This window comes from Spirosoma flavus (assembly GCF_054778555.1).
This window is the reverse complement of record NZ_BAAGZL010000001.1, coordinates 2110670-2126765: the sequence shown is the minus strand read 5'-3', so window position 1 is coordinate 2126765 and position 16096 is coordinate 2110670. Positions and strand designations below refer to the sequence as shown.

Genomic DNA, 16096 nt, shown 5'->3' with positions numbered 1-16096 from the left:
ATGCGGTGGCTGACCGGTTTTTGGGGAGGATGGATGTTGCTGCTGATGTTATCATTTAGCCCGCATCCAGATGGCCTGCTACGTCCAAAATCTCCGGAATCAGCTCACTTGCTACGTACCCTTATTTTTCTGGATACCGAGTGCCCGATTTGTCAGAAAACCACCCGCCGGGTGCAGGAAATGGCCAATCAATATCGGGAGCAGGTTCAGTTTGAAGCTGTCTATCCGACCGAAACTGTTACGTTGGCTGACGTAAAAGCGTTCGAAGATACGTATCAGTTTTCACTACCGCGCCAACTCGATCCAAGGCATAAGTTGGTAAGAAAATATAACGTAACAACCACACCTGAAGTCATTCTGGTTGCAGAAAAAGGGCAAATTCTGTATCGGGGCAGCGTGGATGATCAGTTTTACCGACTTGGCCGCCATCGAACGGCACCTACCGCTTTTTACCTGAAGGATGCGATTGAGGCAACTTTAGCTGGTAAACCCGTTTCTATTTCGACAACCACTCCAACTGGATGTCTAATTAATCGAGAGTAGCCGAATGCTCAGACCGAATAATACAACCCTCACAATGAAACAGTTACTAATCCTTTTATTTATTGGACTACTCAGCTACACAACGCAGGCCCAATCTGTTTACTCATTTTCTGCGGGATTAGGTATTGGTCCATGCCATCACTACGGTCGGGAAGCACTTTACACCGACCAACTGGCTTACCTGCTCTACCAAAATAAATTACAGACACCTGCTGAAGGTCGTCCCCTATCCGACAATAGCCCAAAAGACGTAACGTGGCAGGCAATTAGTGCCGATAAAGACAAAAAATTTCGAGGGCGCTCGTTCAACAACGGTTATCTGTACCTTACGTATGATGCGAACCGGGAGCAAGCAGCCATTCTGCACATCACCGGCCATAATATGGTGTATGTGAATGGGGCTCCGCACGCGGGTGACCCTTATGCCAGCGGTTGGCTACACATTCCTGTCTCACTAAAAAAAGGACGTAACGAATTCTATTTGCGCACGTCAGCCTTCTCGCGTTATCAGGGGTTGATGGCTGAGTTGATCTTCCCCGAAAAATCTATTAGCCTGAATACCGAAGACGCTACGCTACCCAACGTAGTACAGGGAAACCAGGCCGATCCGTTGTGGGGGGCGATAGTTGTGGTGAACACTACGTCCAAACCTTTAACTGGTCTGCAAATTCAGGCGCAATTAGCTGGAAACACATTGGTTACCGACGTACCAGTGATCTCACCTATGACAACCCGTAAGGTTGGTTTTCAGATCAACGTAGCAGGCGTTCAGCAGAAAGGCGATGTTAAAGCGCAGCTACGTCTGCTACAAGGCAATAAGACCCCTGACGAAAAAGAGGTTAGCCTCACGGCCGTTGAACCACTTGGGCATCAGAACCATACGTTTATTAGTCAGATTGATGGCAGTGTTCAATATTACGGAGTTGCTCCGCAGCAAAAACCGGATGGCAAAGCCCCTGCCCTATTTCTGTCGGTGCACGGCGCTGGCGTCGAAGCCAGTGGACAGGCCCGCGCTTATCAACCCAAAGACTGGGGTGTATTGGTAGCGCCAACCAACCGCCGTCCACGTGGCTTCAACTGGGAGGACTGGGGCCGATTGGATGCGCTGGAAGTATTTGACATCGCTAAAAAACGCTATAACCCTGACCCACAACGCATTTATCTGACTGGCCATTCGATGGGTGGACATGGTACGTGGTATCTCGGTGCTACGTTGCCCGGCAATTGGGCGGCCATTGCGCCCTGTGCCGGATACCCTACCCTGGCAGACTACGGTTCCCACGACGGCAAAATCCCGACGCAGGGCGGCTCGGCGGTCGAAAAAATTCTGCTACGTGCCAGCAATCCCAGCAACGTAGTGGCTTTGGCAAATAATTACAAACCGCTGGGTGTCTACGTATTACACGGCGATGCTGACCCAACTGTTTCGGTTGAATACGCCCGTCAGATGCGCAAATTACTCGGTACGTTCCACCCTGATTTTTCGTACTATGAATACCCCGGCGGATCGCACTGGTACGGCAGCGAAAGTGTAGACTGGAAGCCTTTATTCGACTACTTTCAAACACACCGCATTCAGGCCGACAGTGGAGCGCATGCCATCGATTTCACTACGTCTAATCCGGCCATTTCGTCAACAATGCGCTGGGCGAGTATCGAGCAACAACTTCAGCCCTTGCAACTTAGTCGGGTGCAGTTGAAACGGAACAAGAAAGCAAAAACCATTATCGGGAAAACTGAAAATGTAAGCTTGATGGCCATGGATCTGCACGATTTTCAACCGGGCGAAACCGTCACCATTACGCTCGATAGCACAAAGGCTATCAGCCATACGGTGAAAGGTTCTGATGACAAATTGTACCTGAACCGGAAAAACGGATGGGAAGTTGGCACCAAACCAACTTTAACCCAGAAAGGGCCACACCGGAGCGGTACGTTCAAGGAGCCGTTTAACAACCGAATGGTGTTCGTGTATGGTACGTCGGGAACTGCTGACGAAAATAATTGGGCCTATAATAAAGCGCGTTACGATGCCGAAACCTGGTATTACCGGGGTAACGGGGCTGTCGATATTATAACGGATAAAGAGTTTCTGGCTGGTCAATATGCCGACCGGGGCGTAATTCTGTATGGTAATTCGACCACCAATCGAGCCTGGAGCAAACTGCTGGCCAATTGCCCCATTCAGGCAAGCCGCGACGTATTGACAATAGGCAATCAACGCCACACAGGCAGCAACATTGGCGCTTACTTTGTCTGGCCCCGCCCCGACAGTCCAACAGCCTCGGTCGCTGTCATCACTGGAACTGGTTTACCCGGACTGAAAGCCACTGACGCTAACCAATATTTTGCGGGCGGCAGCGGTTTCCCTGACTTTATGATTTTCGACGTAACGATGCTTCAGGATGGGGTAAAAGGCGTCCGGCAAGCGGGCTTCTTCGACAACAACTGGGCTTTATCGAACGAACAAACCGCCAGCCAGTCTACGGTTCCTTGATTGTTCAAGAGAGGGCGTAACGTTTACAACGTAGCAAAACAAAAACGCACGGCTCGGAGTCGTGCGTTTTTGTTATAATCTATAAATCAAGCTACTACATTATTTAGCTTTTAGGTAAGCGAATGGAATAATCATTTCTTCGAGCGATACGCCACCGTGCTGGAACGTATTACGATAGTGATTAACGTAGTAGTTGTAATTGTTCGGATACGCAAAGAAATAATCTTCCAACGTAAAGACATAGGCCGTCGATACGTGCGGTTTGGGTAGGAACAACCGCTCCGGCTTGCGCCCAACAAATAGGTGGTCATCGTCGAAACCGAGATTTTTGCCCTGCTTATAACGCAGATTCGTGTTGGTTTCACGGTAACCCACAATTTTGGCTGGCTTCTGCACCCGAATCATACCGTGGTCGGTTGTTACGATGAGACGTCCACCTTTTGCGGCAATCTTCTGAACGAATTCCAGCAAGGGCGAATGCAGGAACCACGACCGTGTAATTGACCGATACGCCGATTCATCGGGAGCCAGTTCCTTAATCATGGCCATGTCGGTGCGGGCGTGCGAGAGCATGTCCACAAAGTTGTAAACCACGATATTCAACTGATTCTGCATCAGGTTATTGAAGTTATCGACCAGCGATTTCCCCTGATTCACGTTCAGGATTTTGTGGTACGACATCTTGATATTCAGGCGGCTCTGCTCCAACTGACGACGCATAAACTCGTCTTCGTGGTTGTTGAGTCCCTCGTCTTCGTTATCGTCGTTTACCCACAAATCAGGGTGTTTACGTTCCATTTCGCTGGGCATCATCCCCGAAAAAATAGCGTTTCGGGCGAAACCCGTTGTGGTTGGCAAAATCGAATAGTAAGACGATTCTTCTTCAACCGTAAAGTATTCGGCCAGAAGCGGTTCAATCACTTTCCATTGGTCGTAGCGCAGGTTATCGACCAGAATAAAAAACAACGGAGCTGAATTGCCGCCCTGATCCAACAGAGGGAATACTTTTTTGCGCATCAGTTGATGTGACATGACCGGGCTGCTGGCTTTTGGATCGTTGAGCCAGTCTTCATAGTTGTCGATCACGAACTTACAGAACTCCGAATTGGCTTCGCTTTTCTGCATGTTCATCACTTCCACCATGCTTTTATCCTGCGAGCCATCGAGCTCTAACTCCCAATAAATGAGCTTTTTATAAACATCAGTCCATTCATTGAAATCCATACGGTCGTTGTATTGCATGGAAATATTCCGGAAATCCTGCTGATAACCGATGTTGGTACGTTCGGTCACGAGCCGTTTGTTATCCAGAATTTTCTTAACCGACAGCAGAATCTGATTCGGGTTGAGCGGTTTAATCAGATAATCCGCAATTTTGGAACCGATGGCTTCTTCCATAATGTGTTCCTCTTCGCTTTTGGTAATCATGACCACCGGCAGGTTGGGCCGCATCTGCTTTATCTGCGAAAGCGTTTCGAGGCCAGTCATGCCGGGCATCATTTCATCCAGAAACACGACGTCGTAATTGGCCTGCTCCACCTGATCGAGTGCATCGGCCCCACTATTGACCGACGTTACGTCGTACCCTTTATTTTTCAGGAAAAGAATATGTGGTTTCAGCAGATCAATCTCATCGTCGGCCCAAAGTATCGAATAATTTTGCATGCGTTCAACGGGGTTTATTCACTAAATGAATGGTCGAATTATAAGCCGCCATTCGTTACTTGTTTAACTTCAAACGACCGGTTCTGTTCAGGTGGTTCAGAATTAAGGTTTTTTAACAAGCCCAAATTCAGCAGTTTATCCTCGCTCAGTACGTACCACACGATCCAAATCTTCGGGCGTATCGATACCCAAACTATCTAAATCAGTAACGACGGTACGTATCCGATATCCATTCTCCAGCCAGCGCAATTGTTCCAGACTTTCGGCCCGTTCCAGCGACGAAGGCGGCAACTGCGTGATACGTTCCAGGACGTCGGTTCGGTACGCGTAGAGGCCGATGTGCCGGTAATATCGGTGATGCTCAAGCCAGTTTTCGGCCAACTCACCGCGTAGATACGGAATCGGATGACGACTGAAGTATAGCGCTTCATTCAACGCATTAATTACTACTTTAGGAGCGTTCGGATTAAAAAGCGTTTCTACGTCGTCGATGGTTTTTATGAGCGTAGCCAGTTCAGTAGAACCATCTAATACCGATGTTAGCAAGTCAATTTGACGAGGCTTAATAAATGGCTCGTCTCCCTGAATATTAACCACATAATCGGGTGACATACCTAGCAGTTCCACCGCTTCCTGACAACGGTCGGTGCCGCTTTGGTGGTGCACCGATGTCATAACGACTTCCCCTCCGAAGTCTGCTACGTGCGACTGAATACGTTCATCGTCGGTGGCTACTACAACGCGGCTCAGCGAGCGGGCCTGCGAAGCCTGCTCTACGACGCGCTGAATCATGCTTTTGCCCTCAATGCTTACCAAAGCTTTTGCCGGGAACCGGGTCGATGCGTAGCGGGCGGGGATAATTCCAAGTATAGTCAATATCGTTACTGGTTGAAATTAGTGGGGTAAAATGATAATGAAATCTGGACTCTCCTTAGTAAACGCGCTACGTTGGCATTTCGATAAATGAAATAATATCCCAAAACATTAATTGCCGGAATAAACTTCAAAACGCGCTTGCAATCTAACCGGAAACTATCCTATGGCCCGTTTGTGAAAAATCCGCTGTAAATTACGTTAATTTTACGTCGAGAGCCGTTTTATGAGCAAGCCGTTCTGAAGCCGGAACAGGCATCATGCCAGTGCTTTCGGCTGACTATCAACCCATGAAAAAGAATTTTGCGTACGCCGTTTTTTGTTTAGTAACAGGTCTTCTTTTCCTTCACCGCACGCAGGCTCATCCGCTTTTAACATATCGGAACACGTTTGCCGACTCCGTTGGTGTCGAGAAAAAAGATGGCAAACGTTACATCCTGCACCGCGTTGATGAAGGGCAAACCTTGTTCGCCATTTCCCGAAAATACAAACGTTCCGTTGCGGATATAAAAGCCGCTAACCCGAACATGAAAGACGCGGTAAAGTACGATCAGGTGATACGTATTCCCGTACCCGATGGGGCACTCAGCCGCAAGGAAGAAAAAGCGATGGACAAGGCCATTCGCAAGCAGGAAAAAGAAGAAAAGAAAGCGGCCAAAGCCGTTACGAAATCTGACGATAAAAAAGCTGAAAGTAAAAAAGCTCAGAAAAGCGAACCCCTCGATCAATCCGGTATTCACGTCGTAGAGCCTCGTCAGACGCTTTACAGTCTGGCTAATAAATATGGTGTCTCGCAGGCCGACATTCGCAAATGGAATAGCCTGTCTGGCAACAACGTACTGATTGGGCAGGCGCTTATCGTGTCGGAGAAAGCTTATCTGGATCTTACGCCAGCCTCTCAGGTAGCGGCCGCCAATAACCCAAAGCCAGCTAAGAAAAGCCCTACCAATACGCCAGCTCCTACGTCGCCAACCACTACGTCTCCGCCCGCGCAACGCCCGGTTGAGCGCCCCACTGAACGACCCGCCGAGCAACGTAGCAATAAACCACGTAGCGAACCCGGATTAGCCAGTCGTCCATCGGTTCCAACCAGCCTGACAACTTCAGATGACAAACCTGCCGAGCCGGAAATAGAGAAACCCAGCCCCGGCAACGACGCTCCCATGCCTACGGAAGGACGACGTATTGCAGACAGTGGGGTGGCCGAAATGATTAGTAGCAATGATAATTCGGGGAAATTTCTGGCGCTGCATCGGAGCGCCCCGATTGGTACGTTGGTGAACGTACGTAACGAGTTTAACAATCAGACACTTTGGGTAAAAGTGATTGGACGACTGCCGAACACGGGTGTCAATGACAAGATTCTTATTAAGTTATCGACGCAGGCTTTCGCGAAACTTTCGCCCGAGGATAAGCGTTTTCGAGCTGAGGTCAGTTACATGGCCCGCTAGTCAATCAGGTATGGAAAAAGAAACCAAAGAAGAACGTATCGCCCGTCGGCACCGTGAGCGCGACGAGCAGATGAAATCGACGCCGGGCTACGTTACGTTCAGCATTATGTTCACGCTTGCTTATCCGTTTATTGCCGTTTTCACGTTTATCATGTCGACACTATTGTCCATATTCTCAGGAATTTCGCGGGCAATGGCCTGGGTTGTTAGCGGAGGACGTAGTAAGTAAGGAAAGTGTTAAGTTATGAGCGATGAGCGTGAATTAGTGAGCATTAATGATTTTTCTTCCATAAAGGATTTTTTAGATGCAAAGGCCGATCAGTATAATCGGCCTTCATTTATTGAGCGCGATCCGATCAGCATTCCGCACCGCTTCAGCCGAAAACAAGACATCGAAATCATGGGTTTCTGGGCGGCAGTGCTGGCCTGGGGACAACGGCCCGTTATTCTGAGAAAAACGAGTGAATTGGTCGACCTCATGGATGGCACTCCTTACGACTTTATCCGCCATCACGAGGAAAGCGATTTGAAGCGGTTTCTGGCGTTCAAACACCGCACGTTCAATGCCACGGACGCGCTATATTTCCTGCATTTTTTCCGGCATTACTACCAAGAACACGAATCGCTGGAAGATGCTTTTTTGCCCGATACTACGTCGGATACGGTCGAAGCGTCGCTCATTACGTTCCATGATCGTTTTTGCGGATTGACTGATTTCTTTCCCGAACGTACGCGCAAACACATCGCTACGCCCGCCCGAAATGCTACGTGCAAACGGCTGCTGATGTTTCTGCGCTGGATGGTACGTAGCGACGACCGTGGCGTTGACTTTGGCTTATGGACACGCCTGAAACCAAGCCAATTAGTGATCCCCATTGACGTTCACGTGAACCGTGTATCCCGGCAGCTGGGTCTACTGACCCGCCCCCAAACCGACTGGAAAGCCGCCATCGAGTTGACCAAAACGCTACGTCAGTTTGATTCGGCTGACCCGGTACGTTACGATTTTGCGTTGTTTGGACTGGGAGTTGAGGGAGAGTTGTAGTTTACCGATTAAACGGATATTCATTAATCCAGTGGAAACCGCGATTCACGAGCAGAAAACTGCCAGGAGGCTGTTGCTGTAGTCGGGCATAAATCGAATCCTGGTTGATACGTCCCCGGAAAACGATTGAATTTGTATCGGGCCGGACATATGTCAGGTGAAGTTTATGGGCGGTATCAAACCGGTCGTAGAGCACCGCTTTCGAAGTAGCAGAGTCGGGTTCAAACTGGTAGCGACGTAACGTATCGTTCGCGAAACGGATGGACAAAGTTGGGGCACCCTTATAGCCAGAAATAATGACCTGACGCCAGCGCGTACTATCGGCCACAACAGAATCTCCATTCGCGGCAAACCGGTCGACCCGGTATAGGCCATACATGGGCGGTTTAGAAGCCTCATCCCCATACTTTTCCATAGTGAAATAACTCATCTGCACCGTACCCTGAAGCGAATACATAATCACTAAAGTTTTGACAATAAGCCGACCGGTACGTTGCTTACGACCAGTAAAAAATGGGGTTAATTTCCGGTTCGGAACCGGGCGATTGAGGACCAATAAATCGAAGAGTCGGCCGGCTTCGGGAGCCAGTATAAATAATGTCATCGCCAGCAGATGCGACGAATATAATTTGACTGGAATGTCGTAGAAGAAATTCATCGCTACGATATTTCCAATGACGCCAATCAGCACAATGCAACCCAGCATGGTGGTACGTCGAAACAGAAGCAGCGTGCCACCAATTACTTCGCTAAGGCCCGTAAATAGGTTATAACCAGTCGAATAACCCATAAACGCCCAGGCCAAACCCATCGGCGACGATTCGCCGTACGGTTCCAACAGTCGATTTAAGTTGGGAAATGGGAACTGTGTCTTGAATATTTTGGCGAAACCATAGCCGAACATCGTGAACGCTAGGTAATAGCGAAGCAGCACCAGAAGCCAATATAACGCGTCATTATAATTCGGTCGGTATCGGTCCAGCAGCGTCCAGATAAGGGTCGTCAGCAGGGCCAGAACAAACAGGCAAAGCACATGAACGTAGTTGTACATTGTGTCACCACTTCCGTTCGGGAATATTGTAATCTCATACGGCAAATGTAGAATGGCCTTACCAACCCAGGGCACAATCAGATGCCACATGTAGGTGTAAAATTCCAAACCCATCCCTGGCAAAATATCGATGGGAAACGGGAATAGATAGAGTATAAAATAGGCACAGAAAAACCGGAATGCTAGTTTGTGTCCTGCCGACCAAGTTGGCGATTCAACAAGGGTATTCTGCATGGCAAAGCAAGAGGAAGGTTTAGGATATGAATCGGAAATATAGGACCAATACCTCAAGTCCCAATTGAATTATCCTTACTTTAAATTGTATTCATAAATTTTAACAAACAATAATAGAGCAGAACCGATTACAATTATGTGTTTTGGACATTTATCAGGAACGGTCCATTTATTTAAAACGCTGGCAATGAGCCAACTATTTATTATTTATTGCTAATTGCTTACTCCCTACCTGTTTGTTTAAGATATGCCCTTTCAGATTACAACTCAACCATTTGGCCCGCTTCCTACCGGCGCTGCCCCGCTTACTGAATACTTACTTGAGCATACCGAAACGGGTGAATTCATCACTGTGATTCCTGAATTCGGAGCCGTACTTCGGCGGCTGGTACTTCGCAAGGGACCAAATCTGTTCGCCCTGCTAAAAGCCCCTGTGTCGCCCCAGGAATTGCTTGCTGACGAGAGCTACAGTAGCGCCCTGCTGTATCCATTCCCGAGCCGGATTCATCACGGCGTTTACCATTTTGAAGGCGAAGATTACGCACTGAAAATGAACGAAGTTCATCGCGACAACGCCATTCATGGATTTGTTCACGGGCGTCCTTTTTCAGTAATTGAGCAGGAGGCAACCGAATCGTACGCACGCCTGACAATGCGTTATGACCACGCTGGCGATACAATTGGGTATCCATTTCCGTTTGCACTTACCGTTACGTATGAGTTGATTCAGGCAAATCAGTTGCTTTATGGCAGCAATCCGGAAGCCGATAAAATGTGTGCGCTTCGGGTTAGTTATTCGGTCGAGAATACCGGTACGTCGCGCAGTCCGGCGGCCTTTGGCTGGCACCCGTATTTTACATTTATCGAGGACAGTGAAGACTCCGCCGAATCGGTTGATAATATGATTATCTCGTTACCCGGCCGTACCCCAATTGTTCTGGACGAGAAAATGATTCCTACCGGCGAGCATGCGTTTGAGGAAGCCGGTGCCCTGCCGCTGCGTGAGGTTCAACTGGATTCAGCCTTTCGGATTGAACCAACGGGCGTTCAACCCAATGGGGAGTCATACGCCGAAACCATCTTAACATCCATGAAAACGGGCGTTCGGCTGATTTTAGGTCAACAAACGGGGCCGGGCAAATTCAATTATCTGGTCTGTTACACGCCCATCCGACGTAACAATATTGCCATAGAACCACTTACGGCCAATGTCGATTCGTTCAACAACGGGCAGGGGCTGACCATTCTGGAACCCTGGGAGACAATGTCGGGAACCATCTGGGTACGACTGGATTAGATAGGTAAATGGCGCCACGTGAATTCCTTTAGAACGTAACGATTTTAGCGCCATTTCCAAGATATCCATGAACGTAACGCGGCTTTTCACACTGGTTTCTGCTTTTCTGATTCACTACGTTGTTCAGGCTCAGTCCTCCCCTCCCCGACTCATTGTCAGGGGTGATGATATGGGTTATTCGCACGCTGGGAACGAAGCCTTGCTTAAATGTTATAAAGAAGGCATCGAAACATCGATTGAAGTGCTGGTACCTTCGCCCTGGTTTCCGGAAGCCGTTACGTATCTGGAACAAATTCCGAATGTGGACGTGGGACTTCACCTAACGCTAACCAGCGAATGGGACAATATAAAATGGCGCCCTTTGTCGGACTGTCCTAGCCTGCGCGACGCCGACGGCTACTTCTATCCGATGCTGTATCCGAACAAAAATTATCCGAAGCGGTCGGTGGTGGAAAACGACTGGAAACTGGCCGATGTAGAAAAGGAATTCCGGGCGCAAATCGAGCTGGCCATCAAGAAGATACCTCGCATTAGCCATTTTTCGGGCCATATGGGATGCACCTCATTCGACAACGACGTAAAGGCGCTGGTTAAAAAGCTGGCTCAGGACTACAAGATCCCGTTCTACGACACCAATCTTCAGGATGCGGGCGTGAGTCGGGCCAGCTACGTCGGTGCACACGTAACGTCTCAGGAAAAAATTGACAGTTTCATTAAGATGCTCGAAAGCCTGGAACCCGGCAAAACGTACCTATTTGTTGATCACCCCGGCTTCGATACACCCGAAGTACAGGCCATCCATCACATTGGTTATGAGAACGTAGCACAAGATCGGCAGGGCGTAACGGATGCGTGGACCAACGCCCAGGTGAAAGCGGTAATTAAAGAAAAGGGAATTCAGTTAATCGGTTATAACAAAATCAGGTAGCGATTTTATGCTACGTAGATAAGTACTCAGAGCCGTTTTTATCATGCTGTTAAAGGAAGTATGACAGACACAAACAGCTTCTAAGGTATTTTCACTGATCTTTTACATCGAATCCCGTTTCGGTAAGGATCGGAATTTGATATTCCGAAATGAAACTTCGCTACCCCAATCCTGCAAACCGATACGTCCGGAGAAACGACCTTTACTGATGGGCGCGTTTTTGAGTTTGCTTGACGTGATACGTTGTTTCCAGTCGTCGCTGGTCAGATCGTGTTCCTGAATCATTGTGCCGTTGAGCCAGACAATCAGCTTGTTATTCCTGACTTTGCAGTGTACCTGATTCCACTCACCCACTGGTTGCAATTGGCGATCATTGGCGGTAGCTACGCAAAACAAATCGCCCGCGCGATGCTTATTTTCAGCGGTTCCTTCATAAATGGCATCATCCAATACCTGGATTTCGAGGCCAGTATTGGAAATGTTTTTATACTGCGGCTCTTCCTGAACAAATAAAAAAATACCACTATTGGCAAATCGGGTGATTTTCCATTCGAGTTTCAAATCGAAATCGCCGGTAAACGTAGCATCGGTCACCAGGTCGCCCCCGTTTTCGGCTTTATTGCTGCCCCGGTTAGCTACATCCAGTTTCAACGTACCCTGATCCACTTTCCAGGCTTTTCCTACGTCCTTACTTCCGTACGAATGCCAGCCCGAAACGTCGTGTCCATTAAAAAGGAGTTTCCATCCTTTTTTCTTTTCCTCTGCCGACAACGTATTGGCAGCCTGCGACCACACATCTGCGCAGGTAAGGCTGAAGAGTAAACCCAGGGATACGATTGTTTGCGCCATCCCTTTGTCGGCGGATTGGTAACTTCTCATAAAATCAATGGATAGTATCAGTCAGACGAACCAACCGCGCGATCAGAAGCTTCGAAAAACCGTATTGACCAGACGATTCAATACGTTTCACTAAACAACCAATTCACTATTTTACTTTCTGACGCTACTTAAAAAATAAGGTCTATTACGTTAGAAAGCAGTTTATTTGCTCATCCTCCTCACAATATAAAGCAAATTTTCATGCTTCTAATAGCCCGTTTTACGGCGTTCAAAGTAGGGGTTTGGGAATTCTACCTAAGTCGTTGCCAATGCACAAAGGCATTACTTAAGCAATACAAATTCAGCGTGAAGAATAGGAATTGACATGCTTAATTTCAAGCTCTGTTTTAAACTACTAGGCACCTATTTTGCCGTATTAGTGAATAATACTTATCAGATTAGGGCAAAAAAAAATTCTTCGGTCAACTATTTTTTCCCCATAATCCTAAAATTCTTGCTCTCGCTACGTCTGAGCTTTAAAGCCTGTTTATACCGCGCTTATTTTGCCCAATAGTTCATAACAAACCTGATCCAGTCTTTCTCGCCAGCAGGGATGGGGACGTCGGGTTTGTAACCAATGTTATCGATGGGATCGGTATCTACCCAGGGCATACGGGTTACGGGCAGATACATGGAATAATCATTACAGGCTAACCCAAATCTATTGGCACTCCCGTAATCCATGAATCCGCCAGTATTGGTACCGAAGCGCGTGATTTTCTGGCTGTATTTTGCCATCGACAGAAAAAACTCGGAAGCACTGCCGCATTCTTTATTCATCAGCACGGCAATACGTTTCGGGAAGGTACGAACCGAATCGTAGCGAATTACGTATTCGTTCAGATCGGTTACAAACTGCCCACGATGCGCTTTAAGCGAATCAAGAAACTGTACATTTAATTTGAGTTCGGCGTCATCGGCTTTGCGTTCCTTGCGAAGCCGCTCGATATACGCCACCTGCTTGTCAATCCATTCGTCGGAGGCACGGGTAAGCGAGCGGGCAATAGGAATGGGCTGGGTGTAAAAAAGCTGCATAAACTCCTCCGACGCCCAGGCACCACTATCGCCCCCGCCGTTGCCTCGCATGTCGAAAATCAGGGAAGGGGTTCGTCCGATCAACGCCCGGTTGGCTTTTAGCAGACTGTCTAGTGTGTTCATTTCCGGTGTGTTGAAATGCGGCAAACGAACATACATTACGTCGGGGCTGAGTTGTTTCACCACTACTTTTTCAACGGGGCGCTGTGCTTTCTCATCAGTTTCCGGAACTATTCGTTGCCATGTATTACCCCAAACGCGGAAGCTATTGCCATCAACCAGAATACCCATCAGCCGACTTTTAAAATCGTCGAATACGTAGTGCGCCTGTTCGTGTTCGCCGGTTTTGCCGATAAATTGGGCCTGCACCATACCCGGTTTCCAGTTCGGCAACGTAGTAGCCAATACCACCGATACGTAGCGACCCGGTCGGCTGGGATCAGGCACGGTCGCTATTTTCATTTTCCCATCGGATAACTCCCAGATTCCTTCAAACGGTTTCGGGTTTCGTTGTTTGGCAAGATAACTCCGGGCCTGCGCTTCTGAGTAGGAAATGCTACGTATCGTAGAAGCCGATAATTGCGGGGCGTAGTCGGCGCTCACGTGTAGATCCCGGAAAAAGGTCGCGTAGCGTTTCAATAAATCGAAACAGGCAAATCCGTCTGGCGCTTTTGCCGCCTGTTTATGCAAACTGTCTACCAGTACGTCGTACCGGGCGCGTGTTTTCGAATTCACTTTATCGGCAAAACCCGCGTATACGTTAGTCGTTTTGCGAATCGCCTGCTCCAGAACATCTGGGCAACGACAGGGCGCTGGCGATTGGGCAAAAGTTTGTTGGCTAATTAAAAGAGCAAAGAGAAGCGTAACAACTTGGTAACAGGAACTGAATTTCATGAACGTTTACGCAAAAGCGGCAAAATGGAACGTATCAAAGCGTTTTTGATACGTCCTTGATTTACTTGGAGTTAAATAGGTACTACGTTGCGTATTCGAGCGACTTACTTGTTTACCCGTTTATACTTTTCAATAATGATACGGTCGATACCCAGGTTTTCTAATCGTTCCACCCCTTTTTGAATCAACGTATCACCGGCAAAGCGAACTACGAACTGGAATTTATGATTTTCCCACGCTTTATCGACGTAATAATCCAGATTTTCGGTATAGCTGCTGTCAACCAGGGTATACGTACCGCCCCCACCCGAAAACTCATTGGCCGACGCCGTATCTTTCTCCGGTCTTATTTTATGATTCAGAAAAGCGAAATGGGTATCGTTGATGATTTTGATCATTTTGTGGCTGGCGTCGTACGTAGAGAACGTACTATCTTTCTCCGTAGAGGTTGCCGATACCAATTCCCAGGTTCCGACGATGGGGACGTCGGTTTGTTTTGTCTGACATCCGACTAAACCGCACATAGCGGCAATGAATACACGTAGCGTTTTTAATTTCATTGCTTCAATTTCCCGTAACTATTATTATAAATTTTACCTTCTTTAGTATACGTAAACTTAATTGCCGACCAAGTTTGGTTTATACTCAGCGTTTTGCTTTCAACTAAACCATACTCGTAGCCAATTTCAATGACTTTGGTTAGCGTGAGATCGGTTCCCTTCTGGCCTCCTTTCGGCCACGACACCCAAAGTGTACCCGTCGTGTTGAGATGCTTTTTAAGGGTAGCGAACTGCTCGTGCATCTCCCGCTGATACGTTACAAACAGGTGAATGTAGTCGAAAGTACCTTCAAGCACGGGTTTACTATCAAGCGCAGGCAGCTCTATAGCAGCTATAGCTTCAACTGGCGCGTTCATAAAAAAAGCACGTATTCCCGATTTGATACCCATTTTAGCGGCCACTGATTTCATAATAATCCGTTGATTTTGTCTGTTTCTCTGCTTTTGCGATGTAGGCTAAAAGTAACCAAGGTTGCACGAATGTTGTACGATCTGAAAAAAACGTAAAACAAGTACATACCTTTTAATCAAGATTGGCTGTAAGTGGTTTATTAAGTAATCTAGCCTCCCTAATAATCATGAAAAGTGCTCAAAATACAATCAACGCCAATTTTAAAAGCCCTAAACTACTCGTTGTCGAAGATAATGACGATCAATGGCTGATTATTCAACAGGCCTTACGTCAGTATTTCAATGAGGTAAAGGCCCTCCGGGCAGCTACAATTAAAGAAGCTATCACTTTGTTAAATGAATGGGAACAACAGGAATGGGAGATCCCAAAATTGATTTTGCTGGATCTCTATCTGCCTAAAAACGCTGATGGCTGGCATTTGCTAAAACAGATTAAAGCGATGCCCGAACCTATAAGCTGGACGCCCATTGTTATGCTCACGTCGTCGACCAACGCTGCTGATATTGAGGAAGCTTACCAACTTGGCATTTCGGCATATATGGTCAAGCCTACTGACTTTAACGATTGGCTGGCTTGTTTTCGTGAGTTACGTACATACTGGTGGGAAACGGTTACACTGCCACCAGTGCACTATAGAATTTAAACTAGCAGGTCGGTTGAGGAAAGACTACAACCAATAATGATGAATAAACGAAACCCCCGATCAACGAAACTGACCGGGGGTTTTTGATTA

15 protein-coding genes are annotated in these 16096 nt (G+C 47.7%); 8 read left to right on the top strand and 7 right to left on the bottom strand.

Annotated features, from left to right (window positions below; all coding sequences use genetic code 11):
- Together ACYVF1_RS08295 and ACYVF1_RS08290 are read left to right on the top strand one after the other, a co-directional pair.
- Positions 1–543, top strand: a complete 543-nt coding sequence (locus ACYVF1_RS08295) for a thioredoxin-like domain-containing protein (RefSeq protein ID WP_461077460.1) — start codon at positions 1–3, stop codon at positions 541–543.
- Between the two features lie 34 nt (positions 544–577).
- The gene (locus ACYVF1_RS08290; protein WP_461077458.1) at positions 578–3040 is read left to right on the top strand and encodes a carboxylesterase family protein; all 2463 of its coding nucleotides are present in this window, start codon (positions 578–580) and stop codon (positions 3038–3040) included.
- Between the two features lie 99 nt (positions 3041–3139).
- On the opposite strand, the gene porX is transcribed toward ACYVF1_RS08290, so the two are convergent.
- Together porX and kdsB are read right to left on the bottom strand one after the other, a co-directional pair.
- Positions 3140–4705 (bottom strand): T9SS response regulator signal transducer PorX, encoded by a 1566-nt coding sequence (gene porX / locus ACYVF1_RS08285; RefSeq protein ID WP_461077456.1) that lies wholly within the window; start codon positions 4703–4705, stop codon positions 3140–3142.
- Positions 4706–4840: 135 nt separating this feature from the next.
- Positions 4841–5581, bottom strand: a complete 741-nt coding sequence (gene kdsB, locus ACYVF1_RS08280; protein WP_461077454.1) for a 3-deoxy-manno-octulosonate cytidylyltransferase — start codon at positions 5579–5581, stop codon at positions 4841–4843.
- Positions 5582–5868: 287 nt separating this feature from the next.
- Here kdsB and ACYVF1_RS08275 point away from each other — a divergent pair, with 287 nt between their 5' ends.
- The 3 genes from ACYVF1_RS08275 to ACYVF1_RS08265 are packed head-to-tail and all read left to right on the top strand — an operon-like array spanning position 5869 to position 8074.
- The gene (locus ACYVF1_RS08275; RefSeq protein WP_461077452.1) at positions 5869–7029 is read left to right on the top strand and encodes a septal ring lytic transglycosylase RlpA family protein; all 1161 of its coding nucleotides are present in this window, start codon (positions 5869–5871) and stop codon (positions 7027–7029) included.
- A 10-nt stretch (positions 7030–7039) separates the two neighbouring features.
- On the top strand, positions 7040–7258 hold the full coding sequence (locus tag ACYVF1_RS08270) for a hypothetical protein (protein ID WP_461077450.1): 219 nt from the start codon (positions 7040–7042) through the stop codon (positions 7256–7258).
- A 15-nt stretch (positions 7259–7273) separates the two neighbouring features.
- Positions 7274–8074: a TIGR02757 family protein gene (locus tag ACYVF1_RS08265; protein ID WP_461077448.1), complete on the top strand. Its 801-nt coding sequence runs from the start codon at positions 7274–7276 to the stop codon at positions 8072–8074.
- A 1-nt stretch (position 8075) separates the two neighbouring features.
- Here the strand turns inward: ACYVF1_RS08265 and ACYVF1_RS08260 are convergent, their stop codons facing one another.
- Positions 8076–9359 carry a DoxX family protein gene (locus tag ACYVF1_RS08260; protein ID WP_461077446.1) on the bottom strand — a complete coding sequence of 428 codons (1284 nt, stop codon included), beginning with the start codon at positions 9357–9359 and terminating at the stop codon, positions 8076–8078.
- A gap of 247 nt (positions 9360–9606) precedes the next feature.
- Here ACYVF1_RS08260 and ACYVF1_RS08255 point away from each other — a divergent pair, with 247 nt between their 5' ends.
- Together ACYVF1_RS08255 and ACYVF1_RS08250 are read left to right on the top strand one after the other, a co-directional pair.
- Positions 9607–10656, top strand: coding sequence for an aldose epimerase family protein (locus tag ACYVF1_RS08255; protein WP_461077444.1), 1050 nt, complete (start codon positions 9607–9609; stop codon positions 10654–10656).
- A 67-nt stretch (positions 10657–10723) separates the two neighbouring features.
- Complete coding sequence (locus tag ACYVF1_RS08250) at positions 10724–11584, top strand: polysaccharide deacetylase family protein (RefSeq protein WP_461077442.1); 861 nt, start codon at positions 10724–10726, stop codon at positions 11582–11584.
- Between the two features lie 102 nt (positions 11585–11686).
- Here the strand turns inward: ACYVF1_RS08250 and ACYVF1_RS08245 are convergent, their stop codons facing one another.
- From ACYVF1_RS08245 to ACYVF1_RS08230, 4 genes are all read right to left on the bottom strand, one after another.
- Positions 11687–12433 carry a 3-keto-disaccharide hydrolase gene (locus tag ACYVF1_RS08245; RefSeq protein ID WP_461077839.1) on the bottom strand — a complete coding sequence of 249 codons (747 nt, stop codon included), beginning with the start codon at positions 12431–12433 and terminating at the stop codon, positions 11687–11689.
- Positions 12434–12961: 528 nt separating this feature from the next.
- Positions 12962–14392, bottom strand: coding sequence for a S41 family peptidase (locus ACYVF1_RS08240; protein ID WP_461077440.1), 1431 nt, complete (start codon positions 14390–14392; stop codon positions 12962–12964).
- A gap of 104 nt (positions 14393–14496) precedes the next feature.
- Complete coding sequence (locus ACYVF1_RS08235; protein ID WP_461077438.1) at positions 14497–14952, bottom strand: hypothetical protein; 456 nt, start codon at positions 14950–14952, stop codon at positions 14497–14499.
- Positions 14949–15362, bottom strand: a complete 414-nt coding sequence (locus tag ACYVF1_RS08230; protein ID WP_461077437.1) for a hypothetical protein — start codon at positions 15360–15362, stop codon at positions 14949–14951. The genes ACYVF1_RS08235 and ACYVF1_RS08230 overlap by 4 nt, the downstream gene beginning before the upstream one ends.
- A 167-nt stretch (positions 15363–15529) precedes the next feature.
- Here ACYVF1_RS08230 and ACYVF1_RS08225 point away from each other — a divergent pair, with 167 nt between their 5' ends.
- Positions 15530–16006 (top strand): response regulator, encoded by a 477-nt coding sequence (locus tag ACYVF1_RS08225; protein ID WP_461077435.1) that lies wholly within the window; start codon positions 15530–15532, stop codon positions 16004–16006.
- The last annotated feature ends 90 nt before the right edge of the window (positions 16007–16096 follow it).

Excerpts from the sequence above, each read along its gene's own strand:
- ACYVF1_RS08295 (WP_461077460.1), top strand. The coding sequence starts at position 1 with ATGCGGTGGCTGACCGGTTTTTGGGGAGGATGGATGTTGCTGCTGATG.
- ACYVF1_RS08290 (WP_461077458.1), top strand. The coding sequence starts at position 578 with ATGAAACAGTTACTAATCCTTTTATTTATTGGACTACTCAGCTACACA.
- porX (WP_461077456.1), bottom strand. The coding sequence starts at position 4,705 with ATGCAAAATTATTCGATACTTTGGGCCGACGATGAGATTGATCTGCTG.
- ACYVF1_RS08275 (WP_461077452.1), top strand. The coding sequence starts at position 5,869 with ATGAAAAAGAATTTTGCGTACGCCGTTTTTTGTTTAGTAACAGGTCTT.
- ACYVF1_RS08270 (WP_461077450.1), top strand. The coding sequence starts at position 7,040 with ATGGAAAAAGAAACCAAAGAAGAACGTATCGCCCGTCGGCACCGTGAG.
- ACYVF1_RS08265 (WP_461077448.1), top strand. The coding sequence starts at position 7,274 with ATGAGCGATGAGCGTGAATTAGTGAGCATTAATGATTTTTCTTCCATA.
- ACYVF1_RS08260 (WP_461077446.1), bottom strand. The coding sequence starts at position 9,359 with ATGCAGAATACCCTTGTTGAATCGCCAACTTGGTCGGCAGGACACAAA.
- ACYVF1_RS08255 (WP_461077444.1), top strand. The coding sequence starts at position 9,607 with ATGCCCTTTCAGATTACAACTCAACCATTTGGCCCGCTTCCTACCGGC.
- ACYVF1_RS08250 (WP_461077442.1), top strand. The coding sequence starts at position 10,724 with ATGAACGTAACGCGGCTTTTCACACTGGTTTCTGCTTTTCTGATTCAC.
- ACYVF1_RS08245 (WP_461077839.1), bottom strand. The coding sequence starts at position 12,433 with ATGGCGCAAACAATCGTATCCCTGGGTTTACTCTTCAGCCTTACCTGC.
- ACYVF1_RS08240 (WP_461077440.1), bottom strand. The coding sequence starts at position 14,392 with ATGAAATTCAGTTCCTGTTACCAAGTTGTTACGCTTCTCTTTGCTCTT.
- ACYVF1_RS08235 (WP_461077438.1), bottom strand. The coding sequence starts at position 14,952 with ATGAAATTAAAAACGCTACGTGTATTCATTGCCGCTATGTGCGGTTTA.
- ACYVF1_RS08230 (WP_461077437.1), bottom strand. The coding sequence starts at position 15,362 with ATGAAATCAGTGGCCGCTAAAATGGGTATCAAATCGGGAATACGTGCT.
- ACYVF1_RS08225 (WP_461077435.1), top strand. The coding sequence starts at position 15,530 with ATGAAAAGTGCTCAAAATACAATCAACGCCAATTTTAAAAGCCCTAAA.